At 40.1% G+C, this 21,963-nt stretch carries 21 protein-coding genes and 1 pseudogene; 4 read left to right on the top strand and 18 right to left on the bottom strand.

What is annotated here, in order from left to right:
• The first annotated feature begins 31 nt into the window (after positions 1-31).
• Genes FW757_RS09760 through FW757_RS09750 form a run of 3 tightly spaced genes read left to right on the top strand, consistent with a single transcriptional unit; the run spans position 32 to position 3,060 of the window.
• The gene (locus FW757_RS09760; protein WP_182717666.1) at positions 32-706 is read left to right on the top strand and encodes a response regulator transcription factor; all 675 of its coding nucleotides are present in this window, start codon (positions 32-34) and stop codon (positions 704-706) included.
• Positions 687-2,135 (top strand): sensor histidine kinase, encoded by a 1,449-nt coding sequence (locus FW757_RS09755; RefSeq protein ID WP_446441177.1) that lies wholly within the window; start codon positions 687-689, stop codon positions 2,133-2,135. Before FW757_RS09760 ends, FW757_RS09755 begins: the two co-directional genes overlap by 20 nt.
• 46 nt (positions 2,136-2,181) lie before the next feature.
• On the top strand, positions 2,182-3,060 hold the full coding sequence (locus FW757_RS09750; protein ID WP_149982589.1) for a TraB/GumN family protein: 879 nt from the start codon (positions 2,182-2,184) through the stop codon (positions 3,058-3,060).
• A 131-nt stretch (positions 3,061-3,191) separates the two neighbouring features.
• On the opposite strand, the gene FW757_RS09745 is transcribed toward FW757_RS09750, so the two are convergent.
• The 10 genes from FW757_RS09745 to FW757_RS09700 form a co-directional block, all read right to left on the bottom strand.
• Positions 3,192-3,500 (bottom strand): hypothetical protein, encoded by a 309-nt coding sequence (locus tag FW757_RS09745; protein WP_404687461.1) that lies wholly within the window; start codon positions 3,498-3,500, stop codon positions 3,192-3,194.
• Positions 3,501-3,535: 35 nt separating this feature from the next.
• Positions 3,536-3,811, bottom strand: a complete 276-nt coding sequence (locus tag FW757_RS09740) for a DUF6881 domain-containing protein (protein ID WP_182740399.1) — start codon at positions 3,809-3,811, stop codon at positions 3,536-3,538.
• A 66-nt stretch (positions 3,812-3,877) separates the two neighbouring features.
• Positions 3,878-4,513, bottom strand: a complete 636-nt coding sequence (locus FW757_RS09735) for a DUF4272 domain-containing protein (protein ID WP_182717662.1) — start codon at positions 4,511-4,513, stop codon at positions 3,878-3,880.
• A 111-nt stretch (positions 4,514-4,624) separates the two neighbouring features.
• A complete protein-coding gene (locus FW757_RS09730) occupies positions 4,625-4,936 on the bottom strand; it encodes a hypothetical protein (protein ID WP_182740400.1) in 312 nt (103 codons plus the stop codon).
• Between the two features lie 18 nt (positions 4,937-4,954).
• Positions 4,955-5,275 carry a hypothetical protein gene (locus FW757_RS09725; RefSeq protein ID WP_149982584.1) on the bottom strand — a complete coding sequence of 107 codons (321 nt, stop codon included), beginning with the start codon at positions 5,273-5,275 and terminating at the stop codon, positions 4,955-4,957.
• A gap of 97 nt (positions 5,276-5,372) precedes the next feature.
• Positions 5,373-5,699, bottom strand: a complete 327-nt coding sequence (locus FW757_RS09720) for a DUF7709 family protein (RefSeq protein WP_404699558.1) — start codon at positions 5,697-5,699, stop codon at positions 5,373-5,375.
• Between the two features lie 566 nt (positions 5,700-6,265).
• Positions 6,266-6,829, bottom strand: coding sequence for a hypothetical protein (locus FW757_RS09715; RefSeq protein ID WP_446441176.1), 564 nt, complete (start codon positions 6,827-6,829; stop codon positions 6,266-6,268).
• 142 nt (positions 6,830-6,971) lie between these two features.
• The gene (locus FW757_RS09710) at positions 6,972-8,021 is read right to left on the bottom strand and encodes an ankyrin repeat domain-containing protein (protein ID WP_446441175.1); all 1,050 of its coding nucleotides are present in this window, start codon (positions 8,019-8,021) and stop codon (positions 6,972-6,974) included.
• Positions 8,022-8,464: 443 nt separating this feature from the next.
• The gene (locus FW757_RS09705; protein ID WP_220493226.1) at positions 8,465-9,247 is read right to left on the bottom strand and encodes an RES family NAD+ phosphorylase; all 783 of its coding nucleotides are present in this window, start codon (positions 9,245-9,247) and stop codon (positions 8,465-8,467) included.
• Between the two features lie 506 nt (positions 9,248-9,753).
• A complete protein-coding gene (locus tag FW757_RS09700; protein ID WP_446441174.1) occupies positions 9,754-11,196 on the bottom strand; it encodes an ATP-binding cassette domain-containing protein in 1,443 nt (480 codons plus the stop codon).
• A 145-nt stretch (positions 11,197-11,341) separates the two neighbouring features.
• Between FW757_RS09700 and FW757_RS09695 the strand changes: the two genes are divergently transcribed.
• Positions 11,342-11,959 carry a hypothetical protein gene (locus tag FW757_RS09695; protein ID WP_182740402.1) on the top strand — a complete coding sequence of 206 codons (618 nt, stop codon included), beginning with the start codon at positions 11,342-11,344 and terminating at the stop codon, positions 11,957-11,959.
• Positions 11,960-11,965: 6 nt separating this feature from the next.
• Here FW757_RS09695 and FW757_RS09690 read toward each other — a convergent pair whose 3' ends face one another.
• The 8 genes and pseudogenes from FW757_RS09690 to FW757_RS09655 form a co-directional block, all read right to left on the bottom strand.
• A complete protein-coding gene (locus FW757_RS09690) occupies positions 11,966-13,693 on the bottom strand; it encodes a response regulator (protein WP_182740403.1) in 1,728 nt (575 codons plus the stop codon).
• Positions 13,694-13,816: 123 nt separating this feature from the next.
• Positions 13,817-16,150, bottom strand: coding sequence for a fatty acid cis/trans isomerase (locus tag FW757_RS09685; RefSeq protein WP_446441173.1), 2,334 nt, complete (start codon positions 16,148-16,150; stop codon positions 13,817-13,819).
• Between the two features lie 4 nt (positions 16,151-16,154).
• Positions 16,155-16,517: a hypothetical protein gene (locus tag FW757_RS09680; RefSeq protein ID WP_446441172.1), complete on the bottom strand. Its 363-nt coding sequence runs from the start codon at positions 16,515-16,517 to the stop codon at positions 16,155-16,157.
• A 127-nt stretch (positions 16,518-16,644) separates the two neighbouring features.
• Positions 16,645-17,310: an SDR family oxidoreductase gene (locus FW757_RS09675; RefSeq protein ID WP_182717654.1), complete on the bottom strand. Its 666-nt coding sequence runs from the start codon at positions 17,308-17,310 to the stop codon at positions 16,645-16,647.
• A gap of 103 nt (positions 17,311-17,413) precedes the next feature.
• A pseudogene (locus tag FW757_RS09670) lies at positions 17,414-17,536 on the bottom strand (VOC family protein); the annotation flags it as partial.
• 53 nt (positions 17,537-17,589) lie between these two features.
• Complete coding sequence (locus tag FW757_RS09665; protein ID WP_182740407.1) at positions 17,590-18,300, bottom strand: hypothetical protein; 711 nt, start codon at positions 18,298-18,300, stop codon at positions 17,590-17,592.
• A 120-nt stretch (positions 18,301-18,420) separates the two neighbouring features.
• Complete coding sequence (locus FW757_RS09660; RefSeq protein ID WP_446441171.1) at positions 18,421-20,211, bottom strand: alkaline phosphatase; 1,791 nt, start codon at positions 20,209-20,211, stop codon at positions 18,421-18,423.
• Between the two features lie 11 nt (positions 20,212-20,222).
• Positions 20,223-21,812, bottom strand: a complete 1,590-nt coding sequence (locus FW757_RS09655) for an alkaline phosphatase (RefSeq protein ID WP_145238328.1) — start codon at positions 21,810-21,812, stop codon at positions 20,223-20,225.
• Positions 21,813-21,963: the final 151 nt, after the last annotated feature.

The raw sequence follows: 21,963 nt of genomic DNA, 5'->3' as shown, positions 1-21,963 counted from the left end.
GGCGAACATGTTATTTAATTAAGTTAAGATCATGAAGATACTCGTAATCGAAGATTCTGAACCGCTTAGACGCAGCCTAGATGTAGGCCTTAATAATCTCGGTTTTACCGTGGACGGTACCGGTGATGGTTCACACGGTTTAAGCATGGCACTGTGTGGCGACTATGATTTAATCATTCTCGACTTAATGCTACCAAGTGTTGATGGCATGAGTATTCTCAAGGCACTGCGTAGCAGCTCGAGTCAAACTCGGGTATTAATTTTATCTGCTCGCTCTGAAGCACAAGACAAAATAAACGGCTTAATGAAAGGTGCTGATGATTATCTAACGAAACCGTTTTCGTTTGAAGAACTACATGCCAGAGTACTGGCGCTGTCTCGGCGAGGCCAATTACAAAACCAGCAAAACACACTCTGTGTAGGTGAATGCGTGTTAGATTTGAGCTTAAAAACACTGCATTATCAGCAGCAGCCTATAAACCTTACTCGCAACGAATATAAAATCATTGAGTGCTTATTTAGTGCCAAAGAACGGGTATTAGGCCTTGAGATGATCAGCGAAGCCGTGGTCGGCCAATTTGACATGCTGTCAAAAAATGCGCTAGAAGCGCATATTTCAGCGATCCGCAAAAAAGTACGGCTGCTCGGCGGCGAACTACCAATTAAAAATAAACGTGGATTTGGTTATGTCGCCTCTCAAAACTGAGCTGCCAAAAACTAAACGTCACTCTATCAAGCGTAAACTCGTCAATAATATTAGTGCCGTACTATCGATTATTCTGGTTACTATTTTTTTAACCGTCGATTTGAGTGTTGATTCTTGGGTTGAAAATCAATTTAATCAATCTTTAACTAATAAATCTAATTATTTAAAAACCTTAGTGAAAGATCATAATGGCAAACTAGAATTTGATTTTGCTGGCGAGTTTATGTCTGAATATGAGCAGGCCAATGCCAGCGAATTTTATCAGCTATGGCACGAACAACAGACGTTTGAAAAATCAGATTCATTGCAACTATATCAAAATATTGATTTACCCAATTTAGCGATCCCCATTAACGAATTTAAAATTATTGATTACACTCTGCCTAACGGTGAAGAGGGTCGCGCCATGATCAGCCACTTCATTGCCCAGCAAGAAAATGAAGCAGCGCGCGGCAGCGGTCATTTTAAGACCATGGTTTTAACTATCGCCGCTCCTATTTCATCATTAAATAAAGTATTGCTGATCATTGATGTGGTTTTTATTCTGACCTGTATTATCGCAGTTTTTGGAGTGCGTTATTTAGTCACTCGAATCGTTAATCGTGGCCTCTTTCCACTGAACAACTTAAATGAACAAATAAAATTACTCGATATCACTGGCGCCTCACAAACTATCAAAAGCGACTTTCAGGTCGAGGAAATTGAGCCAATTCGTAATGAGCTGAATAAATTTATTACCACCAATCAACAGCTCTATCAAAATGAAAAGCGCCTAACCAGCGACATCGCACATGAATTAAAAACACCAATTTCTGAGCTGATCAGCTTGTCGGAAGTGGCACTGCGTTACCCTGATGATGAGCGTATTAGCGCCACATATACCAGCGACATTTTGGCTATATCACAGCGTATGAAAACCATCGTCAATAACTTACTGCTATTACAACGCGCTGGTAGTAGCGCTGTAGAGCTCAATTTAGAAAGCGTTAATTTAAGTGACTTTATTACGCAATTAAGCAATGAACTGCAGTTTAAACATGCCGATATTGAGCAGCGCTTACAGCTAGATGTTGCAACTGAGCTGATGATCACTGCTGACCGATTTTGCCTGCATACCATTTTATCTAACTTGCTCGATAACGCATTGTTTTATGGGCTTAGCACCCAACCTATCAACTTACAGGTCAAACAAACTAAATATCACACCACAATCACACTATGCAACGCTTTAGCTAAGCCTTTAAGTGAACAACAACTTGAGGCTATTTTTGATCCCCTTTACCAGCTTGATAGCTCACGAACGAATAACCAACGCCACGGCTTGGGGCTAGCGATAGTTAGCAGTTTATGTAATCTCAACAACTTTACCATCAGCGCAAAAAACAAGCCAAACTCTCGCTTAGCATTAATTTTAACGTTACCCAATTAAGCGTATTGGTTTAATATGGATATATACCCAACCAATAAGGACAATTATGAACCTCACTCAGCGTATTAGCAGTTACTTTATTTTATCCCTTTTACTGTGTCTTAGTTTTGCTAGCCACAGTGAACCTGGGTTGTGGCAAATAGAAAAAAATGGCGTTAAATCATATTTGTTTGGCACTGTGCATGTCGGTGATGCCACTATGAAAGGGCTACCTAAAAAAGTAACCGACGCGCTTGATGCCAGCGATCAAGTAATTGTTGAAGTCGATGTTAGTGCAATCAGCCCGATGGAAATGCAGCGCCGCTCTATGCCATTTATGATGCTAAAAAACGGTAATACTCTACAAAGCGAATTATCTGAGCAAAACTATAAAAAGCTTCAGCAATACTTCAGCAACAAATCAATTGATATAGCGATGTTTAATAACCTAGCCCCATGGGCCGTAATGGTTACTATGCTGCAAATGGAATTTCAAAATATTGGTTTTTCTGATCAATATGGCATTGATAAACAAGTGCTTGCCTATACAAAAGCGAACAATATACCGGTTGGCGAATTAGAAACGCTCGAATATCAAATGGAGATGTTTAATAATCTATCGTTGTTAAGTAACGAAATGATTGAAGAAACGTTTGAACAGCTTGCCGATGTTGAAACCTACTTTATAACCTTAGTTAATGCATGGAAAAATGGCGATATGGCCACCTTAACTAAGTACTACAATGAAAGCTTTGACGACAGCAACTACGGTGAGATCAGCGAACAAGTTATGCTGATTGAACGTAACAATAACTGGATAAAAGAGCTCACACCTCGCATCGGTAAAGAAAAACTATTTATCGCCGTAGGCGCCCTGCATTTGCCAGAACAACACGGTTTATTAAAGCAGTTTAAAGATCAAGGTTTTACAGTAACTCGCCTGTAATTACTCACGAAAAGACAACTCACCTGCTTGGCTAGTAATAGCCAAGCGGTTATAGGTATCAATGCAAAAGCGGCTATAATTTTTGACAAGCTTTTGCAAAAAAACTCTTACTTAAAACGCTGTTATGGCATTTATTTAGCAATAAACTCACCACTTTCTGCAAGTATTTTTTCAAATAATTCTATTGCACTATGGTTCTCTTCATCCGATCCCCATTGAGATGCCTCACCCCAAATAACTCCCCACTCATCAGACTCAATACTTATATCTGACAACCGTGACGATTTATCTGAATGTGTTACACATAAATAATTTCCATCAAATTCGATAGTGAAGCTATGCTTAGAAAAAGCAGATTCACATGCAGCTCTAAAATCAGCAGACTCTGGCGGTGAAAAAAACTCGATATGCTTCTTTGAGCTTCCCTGTTTATGAGACACTTTATATTCTTGCATATTATTGATGCCTCAAGCAGCTATGGTACATATTTCTGCCATAGCTGCTCAAATTCTTGTTTTGAGATACTTATTCCCTGAAATTCAACATCGGAGTTTATCTCCTCTAGTTGCGGCACTTCAACAATACCGAGCATCGTATTTTCGGTGTGGGTTTCACCTGAAGCAAATCCAAGCTTTCCATTACGACAAAACTCAAGCTTGCGGAGTTCAAAATTATCATCACCAATTTCGGATACGAGACGAAACGGCTCATCTTCAAGGTCATGTATCCACTCGACATCAATGTATCTCATATTTATCTCCAATAGCGCCATCACCCGCCAATTAGCTGACCTCGGGTGATCACCCTGCTATATTTTTTATGTGTCTTGAGGGACATCATCCCAATCTAATTGTTTATCAAGACACCAGCTTAGCGCTCGACGGCGCTCCATGATTATGCTCATATTAAAATTATCATGGGGGTCATTATTAAGTTGGTAATGCCTACAACTCCACATAGCTCGATAATATACATCTCTCATTTTATATATTTCTTCAAACGAGCGGATTTTAATATCTTTCGTAAACTTTTCTGGGCCTTCTTCTTGCTGTAGATCCGGGCAGTAGTCGATCATATCGTCCGGTATTGGGTATGGAAAACTGAGGTCATCGAATTTATTCATAACCCAAATCAACGCCCAGAGTGACTCAAGATACCAATGTAAATTGATTTTATCTTGCTCACTTATGTTTTCTTGGGATTGTGTAAGAATAGTTTTCTCAACGTCTGACAAGTGTTCAGCTAGTTGGTTTTCATCGATATAGTTTTTTATGAAGTCAATTGGGGCGTTGAATGCAATATTGATCATTGCATTCATAATCAGTGCTCTATTTATGATCTCACTATCTGATCTCATCTGTGAGATATCATAGACAGGAAGCCAATCACAAATTTCCCCATCAAAACTTGAAACAATAGTTTCGCTTTCTTTTTTAATTGCTTGAGTATCCATAACCTCTCCCTAATTTTCCCTAAATATAACAAGCCTGTAAAATTGCTCGTTTTAAATTTATTGCCATTGATGTATCAACCATAGCTGAGCTCATATGTATTAGTGGCTAACTCAATATTCACCAGAAATAATTAATTCACTTTGCGATTTTACGACTATGAAAGCAACCGAGTTTTGCTTACTTGTGAAACCAACAGAACAAATAGCCATACTACCTAAGCCACATGTCACTTCAGGATATTGTTCGCTGATGGAAGTTTCACCTTCTTGGTTTGGCACTAGCTGCCAACCACTGTTTAAAAACTCACGTTTAACTACTTCATAGCTTTTTCCTTTATACTGAGAAAAATCTAATTCATCAGCATGCAAAACCGCATTACTGCTGAATATTAAAGCAAACAGGCATGCAAACTTAAATTTCAAATATACAGCCTAAACTTGTTAAGGGCTGACTTCGTAGCCATGTTCGGTTATCAGTAGTGATAGTAAGCCCTCTAATTGCACATCAGTTTTTGGGATAAACGTTACATCGCCTGCATCCGAATCGTGATCAAGCGTTAGTTCTTGGCCCAAAAAATTGTAAACTCGACTAAATACCCCAAAAGGTAGAAATACAGATTCATCTTTTAACTCACAGAATGAGTCTAATATGAGTTGTGCATTTTTATATGCAGCATACCCATTAGGATCGATGTCGTAGTCTGGTAATACCGATGCCCGCAAAAATCCTGACATTTTATATTTTCGTAATTTATTGCTCATAGGCTCTTAACGCGAAGCTTTTAATAAACAGTTCGAAATTTTTCATTGTAATTATCTTCATGCCCACGTCACGCAGTCAGTGTCAAATAATCACTTATTAGCTACCTAATCGAGATAAATAGTTTCTTGCACATTCACCGACGAAACGCCGGCCAGGATTAGTGCCAGCAATCCAGTCCTCAATGGGAAAAAGATCAAATAGGCCGACTTTCACAAGCGTTGGCACAGCAAGTTCTAGCTCTTTCTCTACTAGCTCTCGCTCGCCAGCATTATAAAGATTAATGTTATATAACATTGTTGCCACGGTTCCTGTCTGAACCCGACTCCCATCTTTTAAATGAACTGAAGGTAAAACCTCCCCGTCCTTAACTACTTTCTGATTTACAGTAGCCAGCTGTTCTGTATTTTCGACACTAGTTTTCATTCAGGATAACCCTATTTCAAGTAGTTAACGAACTTGTAGAATAACGCAATTTTATTTTTATTTATTTCTCAACCATAGCCGAGTTGCTATTTTGATTCAATCGTTTGGGGATTTTCTACTTTGATCGCTACTATCATAATTAATTTCAAAATATGAATGACCGAAAATTCGTATTTTTCGAATTACTGACATTTGCCTGTCGTTTGCCATTTAAATGTTCACAATCAGCCTCATGTGATACTGGCTGTGCTACAGCACCATGCCCCAGTGTAGATTATCAGTTGCAATTAAACTCTTTGCTAACAAGCCTATGCGATACTCAAGCGATTGACTTTACTCATTAAATAAAAAACATTCTGATATTGAAATGGGGTCTTAATCTCTTCTCATATACCGCTTTTAAATAACTGCCATTTGGACATTAACTTACTCTTTTTTGAGTTTATTTGCCTAACGTACTGGCTACTCCTGTACATAAGAATAGTTAAAAACCATAACGTTAAAGATGTATGGGGTAACGTCAGAATAAAGCGTTTCCCCCATATTCAACCGACGACATGTTCGGTTTAGTTAAGATCCGATATGATCCGTTTGAGAGCATCGAGTTCAACTTTATCATTTCGTTGTTCCCAAGCACTCATAATATCTGCAACAGCCAACCCATGTTCATCAGCCAATGCAGAGCGTAACGCCCAAGCCACTAGATGATTGGGGTTTTTCCAACCGTCATATAAATCATAAATATGATGATCTGATAAAAACACTTGTGATCCGCTACTGTTGGTCATCACAAACCAATCACCAACTGGGTCAGAGCCTAATGAAAATAACTCATCGTCACGTTCAAAGTCGTCCAACTCTTCTCTGAAGTTAAAACCAATCATATCCTGTCTAAAAGGCCATAAAAACGGAAACTTGCCGCTCGAAACAAGCTGGAAATAGGCTTCAATCCAAGAATGCCATTGCGGTGAAATAATCGTTTTACATCGAGACACTACTTCCTCTTTTAGTACAACCGGTGAAATATAGTCCAACTCTTTAAACGCTTTGCATTCTTCAAGAAACTGGACTGGAAAATAGTTATCGGGGATCGGATTAGTAATAATTTCGAGTAATTGTTCTTCGTTCACTTAATTTTCCTATTTAAATAATACAGATGGAGTCTCATCAATAACTGATGACACAAGTAATTAAAATACCTTGCATAGAGCATTTAAAACGGCATTTGAGCACATAAAAAGCACATAGCAGATGGCCTCAGTAATAAATACTTTAACGTTTATAGCTGGGGGTTTCTAATTTAATTGGATGAGTGTTTTTTGAAATCCACTTAACAGCATATTGTTGCAGCTGAGTGGTCTCATCCATTAACATCTCAATATCGGAAACTAGATTACTTAATGCAGCAATTTCTTTTTCTTCCAATGAATTGTGTGAAGCAATATGCTTAAGGTAAGCATTGCACATTTGCCGGTATGCGCGATCCCAATTAACACCACCATTACCATACAGCTCATCAGTCACTCGCCCTGCGATACGAATAACTTCACCTTGTACGGTTAATGCTGCGCCTTTAGGCGGGACTAAATAATCCCAAAGGTTATCGTATGTTTGCTCCCAAGTATCGCCAACTAACTCAATAGCTGACTGTCCGTCGTGAAGCAAACGCGTTGCCACAGGCGTTACTCCATATAAACGATACAAATTATTTAAGGCGTGACTGTACTCATCTACACTATCTTTATTAAAGTCTTCTCGCATAAACTCGAACTTATCGCCAATAGCGGTCACCAATTCTTGCATTTTAGGCGTAATTTCTACGCCATAACGAACGAATAGCTCTGTCATATCAACCATACTGGGAATATCCAAATTGCCGCAGCGCTGCAAGCTGTATTCTAATGGTGTTAAGTCATACTCATTTTTAACGTTAATATCCGCACCGGCCGCAAGCAATACTGCCGCATTGTGGACGTTATGAAAGGTTACTGCGCTATGCAGTGGCGTATTGCCCGCTTTACTTTGAAAGTTTACGTCCGCTCCCATTTGAATAAGAACGTCCAAGTTCGAGTGTATAGCGCCTGCTCTAAGGTGTAGCGGCGTATTGCCATAAGTATTTAAATAATGCAAATCCGCGCCATTATCAACAAGCCACTTTGACAACTCATCGGGACAATGACTAAACCCTAGTGCCGATACCTTACCGTAGCCGCTGTAAGCATCCAGCTCGCATTTGTCAAAAATAGTGATAAGAGTCGAGAGATTTTCTTTTTTGATCAGCTCATCAAAATTCTTGGGAAGTGTTTTTCTTTTTCGTGCCATGGTTACGTACTCTATCCTTTGTATATAACATATTCACTGTGCGCTAAGTGAACTGGGGGTCTATATTTTATATAATATCCCGAAGACTGATATGGCTTATTTTAGAGGCGCTATTATACAAAAATAATTTCCCTATAGATCGGTGTTTTTAACAGACAAACGGTAATTCCCCCATTTTTAATGGAGGCGAGCTGTAGAATCACTCGTTTTTAATTTATTGTTATTGATGGTTCAACCATAACCGAGTAGCTATTTTGCTCCCCCCTCATTTACTGCTCATTCATTACTCTTTGTGCAAAAAAATTAGTGAATTATTCACAATAAGGTTAAGAGGCCTGCACTTTAGAGGAAGTAAACGAATTTGTTTATTGATTTAGAATTGACCATCACTATATAAAAACAGTCAAAAAGAACACTATTGCCAGAGTTAAGGCTCATATGTGTTATGTGTTGCCACGCTCCGCTGTCAAAGATGAGCTTTCATCCAACCTCTCGAAGTCATATTTAACCTTAGATACGACAAACAAGTCACACTGAACAACTGCCGCATCATTTAAATTAAAAAGGACATAATTATGCCCTTTAGTTAAAGAGCTTTTATAAATAATCCCGTCATACCCTTTCGATTTAATAAACTCTGATATTATTTGCGTCGGCGCATATTCTGATTTGGAATCAGATTCCGTTACAGGCCAAGAAAAAGCAATATCCATCGCAGCCCACACAGCGTCAATTTTCTGCTCAATAGAAGGTTCGTCGATGTAAAAATATGGGTACTGCTCGGCCTCAGCAGTCTCCGAAAAATCTATCAACTTCATATCCTTTGTCAAATGCAATTTAGCGATTGTTACGGGTAATCCAGGCCAAGGCCTCACTTCGTGTACCGCAGTTTCTGCATCTGCTGCTACATATAAACAAGGGTTCCCTTTTAAGTTCGCTCTCCCCTCTGAGGGGCTATTGCTCAAGGGTTTCATTCGCTTGAATGAATAAGGAATACGCTTATCAACATGGAACTCTTGTTCTGCACTATCAGTAGCCTTTTCCTTATCGCATCCAGTTTGTGCACGCCATACCACAGAACCAGATTTCAAGGTTTTAATCCTGTCATTACAAGTGTCATTAATTGAATTTAGAAATTCACTCGACTCATGATCTAAAGTGTAGTGCAACTTAGAGCACGCTTTTTTAGAAAAGTCAGAATAGCTTAACCAAGATTTGAAGCTCATTCATACTCCTTAGTTTGTAGTAACACATAACACTTACAACAAGCAGTTTTGTGACGTTCTTCCACAAAATTATTCTACTACTAGCATCTAAATCAGGTGAATATTATATTCTTGGCCAGCAATTATCACCAAAATACCTGAATGCATGAATGCATGAATGCATGAGATGGTCTATCAATTTTGATAAATGTAACCTGAGCTGCTACTTCCATTGAGCTATCCTTGTCATATAAAAATTTAATCAAAGAGCACGTTCCTCTTTTATACAAAAGGCGCGTTCTCTTATTTACATTACTCATTAATAACAAATTATGTAACTGTTTGCTATCCATATACCCAAACCACCTCTAGATGCAGAATTCAGCGCTTCATAGGGGGTTTAGAGTTACTTTGCAAGAATGGCTGTTGGGTTTCGTTGCACTCAACCCAACCTACGGCGATAAATTTAACGCCGAGCTGCTCTGGTTTTTCCTAGCGCCTGGCCCCTAAAACCTAGAACCTTTTCCTTACCTAAAATCTGCCATATCTAAATAGTGCTCTATCCCGGTAATTTTATCTTTCGCATGGTGGTTTACATAAATTACTGTGCTACTGCCTGCAGCGCATATTTTTTCGATTAATAGTAAAACACGCTGCCGATTGGCTTCATCAAGCCCCAAACATGGCTCGTCTAAAATCAGTAATGTGGGGTGTTTTACCATAGCGCGGGCAATCAATAGCATGCGTTGGTCACCAAAAGACAGTTGTGTAAATGGCGTGTTTTTTAACTCACTCAAACCTAATAATGCTAACCATTGTATGGCGATATCAAGCTGAATTTGAGTTGGCTTTTGATACAAGCCAATGCTGTCGTAAAAGCCTGACACTATGGTATTAAGCGCCGAAATACTAACCCGATATTCCATATGCAAAGCATTCGAAATATAGCCAATATGCTGCTTAATTTGCCAAATACTCTCACCACTGCCGCGTTGATAGCCAAACACTTTAATATCATTGTTATAACACTGCGGATTATCGCCAGTGATTAAATTAAGTAGGCAGGTTTTGCCAGAGCCATTTTTACCACTGAGCTGCCAATGCTGTCGTGCTTTGATTGTCCAATTTAAGTGGCTAAAAATAACCTTACCACTGTAACTGACCATAGCATTTTGCAATCGTACTAACTCAGGCTCATTAAACTCTGGGGCACTGTGTGCCACGTCTTTGCTAGGAATCGTTAAATCAGTTTGTTGTAGGTGTAATAATTTAAATAAATCATCGCGCTGCTTAAGGTCAGGAGTTGCTAGTTGCTGTTGTAATTCGCCATTTTTCACATAACCATAATGCGTAATAAATACGGGGATTTCATCTAACCGATTAACCACAAAGACCATGGTCATGCTGGCACTTAGTTCGATTAATACGCTACGTAATAGCTCAACGCTTTGTACATCCAAACCATCAAACGGTTCATCAAGCACAATCAGTTCGGGGCGATTACTCAGTGCTTTAATTAACATTAGTTTACGTGTTTCCCCGGTTGAGAGTGCGCGCAAACGTTGCTTAAGCAATGCCTCAAAAGCAAACCCTGTAATTAACTGCTGACATAGCTGTTGATCAAAATATGGGCCTGATTGCTGATAAATCAGCTCTGACACCAATTTAGGGCTGGTTTTACCATCGGTGATGTCGTCTTGATCAGCTAATAACTCAGCGGTAATCAATTGCTTTTGCAGATCTGAAGAGACTATTTCTGTACGCTTAAAATCACAACGTCGTGTACCACTGACAATATTAGCTTGATCGAGTAATACTGCTGTTATGGCTGATTTTCCTGCTCCGTTACCGCCAAGTAGCACCCAATGCTGAGCGCTCTCAACCTGCCAAGTTAGCTTACTTACGAGAAAACTTTCGCGTTCATTGGTACCAAGGTTAGCCGTCACATTATTGAGTTTAATTGACTGCACAGCGATCCTTTTTAGCTCTTAAATTAATTAGTTTGAAAATACATGACTTTTATTAGCATGGCTATAGAATAAAATTCACGCGGTTTAAACCTTTTTAAATCTGCTAACGTCTAATCTATAAAGCCATTAACAACGAGTAAAAATAATGAATACACTTAGTATCTCTAGTTTAGCCGTAATCTTATTAACCAGTAGTTTAGCTGCTCATGCTGAGCAAAAAATTGAACAGATCTTTGATGTCACTGCCAAGCAGGCATTGGCGATCAACGTGCCCGTTGGCAGCCTTGAACTTAGCACCCATCAAGGCAACCAAGTAACCGTGTCGATTGAGCTAAAAGCGAAAAATGATAATTGGTTTAGTGATGATGTTGCACTTGAAGATATCACTTTAAAACATCAACAAAGTAGCGATAAGCTGAGCCTCTCGATTGATAATGACGATGTGCAACAAAGCTGGCTGGTAAGTATACCAACAACCATGGCGATAGATTTAGAGCTAGGTGTTGGCGATATTGAAGTAAATAATTTTGCTAATACTGCCAGCATCGATGTCGGTGTGGGCGCAGTACGGATCAGCAGCGCGTTAGCTGACTATCAAACGATCACCCTAGATAGTGGTGTTGGCGACACCAAAATAGCAGGCATGAAAAATGATGCTAAACATAGCCGTAAGCTGGTCACCTCAACTAGTAAATATAACGGTGGCGGCCAATACCGCATTAACGTTGAAGTCGGTGTAGGCGATATTAAAATCAGCCACTAAAAATTATCAGCCCTCGTTAAATACATTCATGAGGGCTTTTTTAATATCCGCAACCGAAAATGGTTTATAAACATGTACATTAGAGCCAAGTTCATAAGTTCGCTCTAAATCACTTGGCGCAGTGTTGGCGGTGATCACAATGATCGGAACCGTTGAATTTAATTCTTTGCGAATGATATCTATCGCTTGAAAGCCATCCATAACCGGCATGTTCAAATCCATAAAAATCACATTAAACTCACTTTCAGCAATTTTTTGTGTTGCTATTAAACCGTTTTCAGCCACTTCAACGGTGTAATTAAGCTCGGTTAAAATTCGTGATAAAATTGTTGCGTTTAATAAATTGTCTTCCACAATTAAGCAATGCAGTTGTGCGGGTAAGTTGCCTTGATTCGTTAGTAGTGCAGCTTTAGATAATGGCAAACGGATCTTAATCTGTGCACCATGCGGTATGACATCTTTAAACTCAACGCCGCCTTGCATAGCACTGACAATATGTTGCACACGTGCCAAACCGGTTTGTAAGCCCTGAAAGTCATTGCTCTGTTCTATACTATGATGATTTAAATATGGATAGCATTGAGCAAAACCAACGCCGCTATCAGCGACCACTATTTTAATATGACCATCTTGGTAACTAACGGATATTGAAACCTGCCCAGTGCTAGTAAATTTAATGGCATTACTAAGTAGCTCGGTAATGATTTGCTGCAATCGTAAATGATCAAACTCTGTATAGCGATCTAACTCAGGACTGAGTTTTACTTCAAACTTTAACTGTTTGTTATCACAGGCAAACTGAAAAGGTGTAATAGCCGACTCAAGCGTGGTTATTAAATTACGCTTGATAAATTTTAACTGCCATTGCCCAGTATTAAACTGCTGTAGTTCATGTAACTCATCCAGCATACTTACAATCCTGCTGGCACAATATTTTGCTTGTTTTTGCAATGCTTGCTGAGATTCTGATAGCTGAAGTTGCTCAATCGAGTCTATCAGCCCTTGTAGCGGTGTTCTAAATTCATGACTTGCCCGTGCGATAAAGCGCTCTTTATAAGTGCTTATCTGCTCTGCTCGCAACTTTTGTTGTTGGTATTTATTAATCGCAGCGATAATTTGCAGCTCCATAGGCTGAAATATAAATTTCAGCTCAATGAATAGCAACACTAAAGTTAATAGCCAAAAAGCCAGCTCTAGGTTGGACAGCACTCGGGTTTTGAACTTTGCTTGTTGTTCAAATAGCGAGACTGCACCATCAAGCTCCTTGAGCAAGCGTTCAACCTCTGCAACTGTAAATCGCTTTTCTACTTTGCTTACACTAGGATCATTTAACAGTTGCTGCACTTTAGCCAAATACGCTAGCGACGTTTGCGCAAGATTAATCGGTGACGAAAAATAATAAGCAACCAACTCGTCGTCTAAATATAAATAATCGCCATTAGAATGCTGTTGCACTAAAAATTCATGCCCTGCTCTAAACTCTGCGCTCGCTTTAGCTAATACATTACGATGTAATTTAATATTGCTACCAATCTCAGTAACCATGGCATTACTATGCCAAGCGATTTTTTGTGACAACATCCGCTGCTTACCTGCAACATTGATAATATGAGCATCGTCTTTTTGCACAAAAAACATAAACTGAATAAGCAAAGCACTCGCGCTCGAGAGAATCGCTATCGCTAATAACGCCCAACGATAGCGCGACCGAATATTAGCAATAATTTGAATCATAATAGGCCCTATTATTTTTTAATAAGTGTAGACCAAAGGGGATAAAGTGACACTTTACGCAATGATATTATTAAAAAAATAAACCCCGCTTAAATGCGGGGTTTATCAGTTTTGGTTTAATAATTACCGATTTTCTAAACGATTATAATCAAACAAACCGTATTCAACACCACGGTATTGTTTGGCAACTTTGTGCAAAATATCACTGTATTGCCAAAATTGCGGATGTGTTCGGCGAATTGCAAACTGACTCTTTAATGCTCTGTAATCGGCTTCTATTTGCATCAATGGTAGTTGCTCGGCAAATGATGCAAGTTGTTGTGGATTATTCAAATACCAAATTGTTTCAGGGTAATCACCAATGAAACCAGGCACAATGGTGACGGTATCTTCTGCATAAGCGCGCTGCCCTTCCTCGTTCAATAAACTAGAAATATTATAATGGGCATTGTGATGGATCATGGTATACGCTTGATGCTCTGCAGCACCGTCTTTCACTAATATAAACGAGATTTGCGGCAGTAAATTAATTGCTTTTGCAGGCATATTATTTAACTGCTGTAACGGCTCTGGTACTTGTGTGTAATCAAAGCGCGGACTTAACACCGGTTTTAGCGTTTGTTTAATTAAGCCATATAACTCGTGTTGTTGATCCTGTGTTTTGTAGTCAATACCAGTTGGCTGACTAAACTCATCACCACTTTCAAAGAAATTAGTTAAACTCGGTGGTGCTTTACGATACCAGTTTGCTTTTAACTCTTTACGCTGAGGCTTAGGTAACAGTGCTAAAAAGTTTTGCTCGCCTTCTAGACGCAAAAAATCCATGTATAAACGAGTGATCAACTGATGGCCAACATTACCGTAGACATCAAACCCGGCAACTAATAAATAATGTATCCGCTCAAACAGTGCGTAATCTAATACCCACATGGTTTTTGGCTCTTGGCCAATAAAACCTTTAACCACAGTCGCACTATCAAAATGGCGGAAAATAGTCAGAGCAGCATTATCATTCACCTCGTCACCACGCCATAATAGGTCGGTGGTTAGATTTTCACCATTTTTGAACATGCTATTTGCCAACGTTGCCTTGGCTTTAAGGTAAGTATTCTGACGTTTGGCATATTTGACCCAGCTAGAAATAGGTAAAGCGTTGCTTTCTTCAGCCGCTGGCAATGCCAAGGCATCTTCATGTTGTAGCAGCATTTCACCCACTTCTGGCGTTGCCGCTTTAGCTGGATCAGCAAATGCCACCCAAAAATGATCATTAATAACATTTAACGCTATTTGACCACGACAAACAGGCCCTTTAATAAAGCCCATAATGATTAATTCAGCTTCATCTAACATAAATTGATATTTAGATTTAACCGGCATGGCGGCAAACACTTTAAATGGGTTGGATGCTATTTCTGGCAAGTAACTTGGCATGCTGTCAACGTGATAATCTGGCGCAATAAACTGGCTGTACAAGCGCGCTAATTTACTGTCATTCAGTGCCAGTGGTAAATGCGTTTTTGCCAAAATAGTCGAACGATCATGCATTAAGCGATAATACACCCGCTCCACTTTAGGGTCATCGTAAGGGCGGCGGGTATTTATTAACTCAATGTCCTGCCCTGGTGGGGTACTCGAACGCACCAATTTAAAAAAGCTTTTTTCATCATCTTGAACAAAATAAATATGTGCTAAATACCAATGTTCAAACACATAACGTGCTGTTAATTGATACTTTAAATCGTCTTGATTTAAAAAGCTCTCCCAGCGTTGTGCTTGAGCTAAAGCAGCTTTGCTTGGCGGTTTAATATGCGCCATTTTACCGCCCTCTTTAAGCCACTTTTCAAGGTGCTTAAATTCAGTACGCGAAATACCAGGTAATCCATATGGCATCCCGGAATGAGGTTGGCTGTTGGCAAGGCTGTCAAATTCTCCTATAGTGGCGCAGCTTTGCGAGCGATCTAAAGAAAAATCAAACTCATCACCTAAGATCTCATCATTTGGTAGCGGTGAGCTCATTTTTAACACTAAACTGTTGTACAACACGCTACCGGCAAGATTTGCTTGCTCTGTTTGCGCTCGTTCATTCAATACTGGGGTAAAGTCTTTATCACGCCACTGGCTAGTATTCGTTGCATCAAAAAGTAAGCGGCTGGGAGTCGATGCTAATAAACGAGTACCATTGTAAACACGTTCCTTACTTAGGCCGCGGTCAATTCCTTCTGGAGATGAAAGTTTCAGTTGGCATGGTGCATCATAGCAGCCATGACAAACCACACAACGACTCTCGAGCACAGGTTGTACATGCTGTAAAAACTCAGCACCGCTACCTGAGTTATGTTCAACCATACGCTGCTGTGTTTGCTCTGGCCCGAATAGCTCATTGTAATGAGCGGCACCTAAATAAGCGCAGCCACTGAGCACAACAATTAGTGCACTCAACAAAAAAGACTTTCTCATCGAATTATTCGTCCTCATCGCCCAAGTCAAACGTCGGCATCATATCCATTTGTGGGGACACAAATGTTTGCTCTGATTGGGTATCGAGTACTGCGCTCAATAATGGTCCACGCGTTAAAGTTAGCTGTGCTTGATGTGCATTGCTTGCTAAGTCTGCAAACGCCGGGTTATGGGCTTCTACAATATAATCTGAAATAGTAATAGCAATGCTGCTATCCAGTGCTGGATTTTGACAAAGCTGGGTCAGTAAGTCGTCATCTAAAAGTACGCTTATTGAGAGATCAGGGGTCGATAAATCTCGCTCATTTAAGGTCTCATCAAAAAGAAATAACGGAAGTGTTAAACTACTATCTTGCTCTAATTCCATGTGCTGCTCTCAAATACTAAAATCGTTAATATGACAGCATTATAGCAAAAATTAATTAAATTTAGCTAAACTGACTGCTGATTTACAGCCTGTTTAGCTATTAAAGATAACCTACATTAAATATTATTTACCAAGGTAGGGTTTCACCATTTGAATGCCAAAAACCACCACTATTGCTTAGGTTTAGTTCATCAATACGTTGTGCTAAAAGCTCTGCAGATAATTCAGGCGAAATGTCTCCGGCATAATTAACCATTTGTGTTTGCACAAAGCCCGGATGAAATAAACCAACCGCAATTTTTTTGCTTTTTAGCTCATGAGCTAAACTGACTGATGCCGCGTTAAGTGCAGCCTTTGACATACGATAACCAATATAACCACCTGAGTCATTATCAGCAATCGACCCTAAGCGACTGCTGATCATGGCAACTTTAGCGTCAATACCTAAGCAATGTATTAACGCATGGGTAACTCGAATTGGTGCTACAGCATTGATGGCTATCTGTTGATTAATGGTATCAAAATCCATCTCTGCCATACTTTCATTATGGAAAATACCGGCATTGTTAATAAGCAGATCTATCTTATGCCCATGTAACTGGTTTTCAAGTGTTTCGATATCTGCTGCATTGGCAACATCGATATTGCTGATCACTGTCACATCTAATTCTTTAAGTTCATCGCTTGGAGTACGCACCACGGCCGTAACCTGGTAACCCTTTGCTAAATATTGCTGACATAAATTAAGGCCGATGCCACGATTAGCGCCTGTAATTACCACATGCTTTGTCATACTTTTACTCCCATTCTATATACACTCTATAACTGAGAGCTTGGGGCAAACAAAAATAAAAAAAGCACCTAAGTGCTTTTTTAGTTAATTAAATTAAGCATAACTAGTTACATTTCACATCATTCATAGCGGAGGTCATAATTGAAAACACTGCGCCTTGTGGATCGGTGATCACACTAAAGCGGCCCACCTCGGGAATATCGGTTGATGGTACACAAACCTTTCCATCTGGCTATTAATCTTGAAACTGGAACTTGGCCGTTTAACACTTGGCTCTTTTTAGTGGCTGTGCCCACCACCAAGCGCTTTACCATTAGCATCATAAAAGCCAGACGCACCATGCTCGATAAATCCTAAGTTAATCATTTTGGCTAAAAATGGGTCGCCTTCGTTATCACCGATATCCGCATAGTCAGTCGTTTGATAAGCATCCCATAGGGCAAATTGCTGCTGTATCGGAGCTTTTTTAAAGTCCACAGTGCCCAACGTTAATGTTTGAGTAAGTTGCGGTTTACCAATACTCATTGCGCTTACCAGCTTTTGATTTACCAACCATGCAAGCTCAATCGTAGTATCACCTTGCACTAATTGATAATGCTGTATTTTCTCGCAGCCATCACCTTGCTCATCGGTTAAAGTCATCTTGGCAATAAAATCATCACTAACTAATTGATATTTAGTACTCCAATCTTGCTGACCTTGCACCTCTGAAGGTTGATATTCAATACCACGCTGCGGTGTTTGAAAGTAACGAATTGGCCGAATTTGCTGATTACTCAACTGTTGCCACACTTCAACTAATTCAAGGCCTTGCTCTGCAACCTGATGGGGTGTTCGCCATAATGTAAACTGTTGAGATTCAGCCACAGCTTTGCCCGCAACTTGCTTACTAACCTGATAGCTTGCTTGCACATATTGACTGTCCAACGCGCACTGCGTGGCACTGGCCAATGGACTTATTAACGCTAAAGATAGGATAATTTTTTTCACTGGATTCTCTTTTCGATTTAATACCGTGGGTCACTGTAATGTGTTTATTTTGCAGATTAATGACAAAGAGCAACTCAGTTTTGAGTTGCTCTTTAGTAAAGCGTATTACATGACAATTACTTAATTTGTAACTTTAGCATCCGCTTGTTTTACTAAGTCAGCTGCATAATCCATCACGTGAAAAATAAAGCTCTGCTCGTTAGTACCTGTTACTAAATGCGCACCAGGGCCAATTGCATAAACACCAACATCTTCACCCGCATGAGTTTCAGATGACAGTGGCACAAGTGCTTCTTGGTGGAAACCTGGACTTTGCGTATCCACATCGGTTAAATCAACACGGCCGGTTACTGGGGCAAAGTCGTAACCTACTTCAGCATCCGTTTCCTGACCTAAATCTCTAAAGCCGCCACCATTAGCATAACCTACGGTGGTGTATGGCATATTATCGGCAGCAAGTGTTGGCTCGGTTTCACCCACGGCAACCACTTTACCTAAAATTGGATTACCGCGTTTTGGGTAGCCTGCGATAGTAAATACATGGCTGTGATCGGCAGTGACAATAATCAGCGTATCTTCAATGCTGGTTTTATCAAGCGCCACTTGCACCGCTTTTGATAACTCAATGGTATCGTTTAAAGCGTTATAGGCATTGCCCGCATGGTGTGCATGGTCAATTCGTCCAGCTTCAACCGTTAAGAAAAAGCCTTTCTCGTTATTATCCAATACATCCAGTGCTTTTGCTGTCATCTCTGATAACGATGGTTCACCTGCAATATCATTGCCACGGTCAGCTTCGTATTGCATGTGAGATTCATTAAACAAGCCAAAAATTTGTTTAGTGTTAGTCACATCAATCGCATTAAAACCTGCTTGATCCATTACGTATTGACCATTTGGATACTGAGCTTGCCATTCAGCAGTTAAATCACGGCCATCAGTACGATCGCCTTCTACCGAGCTTACTGCATCAGCTGAATTATATGCTGCGTCTTTTGGTAAGAAATGACGACGACCGCCACCCATTACCACTTCAAGACCATCAACATTGATCCCAGCAAAACGCGCTTCTAAGTTCTTTTCAAAGTTAACCAGTTGCGATGCAATATCTTCACAATTAGCCGCTTCCGACTCAGGCATATCTGAAACATCTTCCCAATTGCGGTTTGCCGCTTTTGCATACGTTGCAGCTGGTGTGGCATGGGTAATACGTGCCGTTGAAATAAGTCCCGTTGATTTACCTGCAATTTCCGCAAGCTCTAATGACGTTACTAATTCATGGCCTTTACCTGACAAACAATTACCATTAACCACTGCTTCATCAATACCAATAACACCGACATCAGTTTTTACGCCTGATGCCATTGCTGTCATCGTACCGGCAGAATCAGGTGTTTGTGCATCAACATTATAAGTTTTAGCAAACCCTGAAAACGGTAGTGTTTCAAAGCTTAACTGATGTTCTTCACCCATTTTGCCCTGTAACTGACCCGCTAAAATACGCGCAGCTGTTACTGTTGAAATCCCCATACCGTCGCCAACAAACAAAATGACGTTTTTCGCTTTGCCAGACTCTTTAACAATATTAGCAATATTATCTTGGCTACTAGCTAATTTAGTGTGTGCTTCTTTATACCAAGTATTGGTAGTAAGCGGCGCTAACTGTTGTGGATTCAATGAAGTTTCAGCATCGTTACACACTACAGTGGTTGTAGTTACTTCATCTGCATCCAGCTCACCATTTTGATTGCTGTCGTCACCTGTTAGGGTCTCAATGCCACCATTGATACATTGCTCAGAGCCAACTGCAAGCGTATTTTTAACCGTCATTGACTCAATTTTATCGTCATCATCAGAGCAACCCGCTAACGCAACAACCACAGCAAGAGATATTAAGTTAAGTTTTTTCATTGTAATCACCATTATTCTTCTATTAGTTCGAGCGCTTGACTGATAATGTGGAAAATAACATTTTGCTCCACAACGCCTTGTGCCAACTGTGCCCCAGGGCCCTTAGCATGCAATGAAATATCCTCACCTGCATGAGTTTCCGAGCTAAGTGGGACTGCTGCTTCTTGATGAAAGCCCGGTGTTAAGGTATCAACACCACTTAATTCAACACGCCCAGCAACGGCTGCGGCTAAATATGAAGCGTCTGCATCTGTTTCATCACCTAAATCTCTAAAGCCCAAGCCATTTGCGTAACCGACTGTGGTATAAGGCATACCGTCAGCTGCAAGGGTTGGAGTATCGCGACCTACTGCTACAACTTGACCCAAAATTGGGTTACCGCGTTTTGGATAGCCAGCAATGGTAAATACATGGCTGTGATCCGCAGTGACTAAAATAAGTGTTTCATTCGGATCGGTATTTTCTACTGCTGCTTTTACCGCATTGGCAAATTCAATTGTGTCATTTAATGCGTTGTAAGCATTACCGGCATGGTGGGCGTGATCGATACGACCCGATTCAACCGTTAGGAAAAACCCTTTTTCATTATTCTTTAATATATCAATCGCTTTAGTCGTCATTTGCGTTAATGAAGGCTCACCTGCAATATCATTACTGCGATCCGCTTCATATTGCATATGCGATTCATTAAATAATCCAAATACGCGTTTGGTATCGCCATTTATTGCGTCAAAGCCGGCCTGATCAGTAATGTATTTACCATCGCTATACATTTGCTGCCATTGCGCTGTTAAATCACGTTCATCAGTACGATCACCTTCGACTGCACTCATAGCATCATTAGAGTTAAATGCAGCATCTTTTGGTAAGAAATGACGACGGCCGCCACCCATCACCACTTCTAGACCATCAACATCAACACCCGCAAAGCGCGCTTCAAGATTTTTTTCGAAATTAACTAATTGCGACGCAATATCTTCACAACCTGCAGTGACTGCATCTGCAGGCATGTCGGAAATGTCTTCCCAATTACGATCAGCTGATTTTGCATACGTTGCAGCTGGCGTTGCGTGGGTGATCCGTGCAGTAGAAATAATACCTGTGGCTAGGCCTTTAATTTCTGCAAGCTCTGTAGCTGTAATTAATTCATTACCTGCTACAGTTGCACATTTGCCACGTTCAATGTCTTCGTTAACACCAATAACACCAACATCCGTTTTAACACCTGAGATAATAGCCGTCATGGTGCCTGCTGAATCCGGTGTTTGCGCATCGACGTTATACGTTTTTATTTGTGCCGAATACGGAAATTCTTCAAAGCTCAAAAAGCCCTCTTCTCCTAAAGCGCCTTGTTTTTGGCCTGCAAGGATACGTGCTGCGGTGAGGGTTGATATACCCATGCCATCACCAACAAATAGAATTACGTTCTTTGCTTTAGTGGCTGGTGTTGCATTAGCCATCGTTTCTTTAGAGGTTAATTTAGCCTGTGCAGCGCTATACCAATCACTTTTCATTTGGTTATCAGGTAACACACCTGCATTAGCACCCGCTGACAACGCCAGTGTTAAACCAATTGCAGTCGCAATTTTATTAATTTTCATTTTTAAGTTCCATTGATACGATTTGGTCAAGAATGTCTGTAGTAATGAGAGCATAATATTAGGTAGGTTTTGTTACTTAAAAAGTGACTTTATGTTACATAAAAATTAAAAGTTACATTGTTTTTATTTGTTATATCATAACGTTATGATG

The organism is Pseudoalteromonas sp. 1181_04 (assembly GCF_052850545.1).
This window is presented reverse-complemented; position numbering and strand designations above follow the sequence as displayed.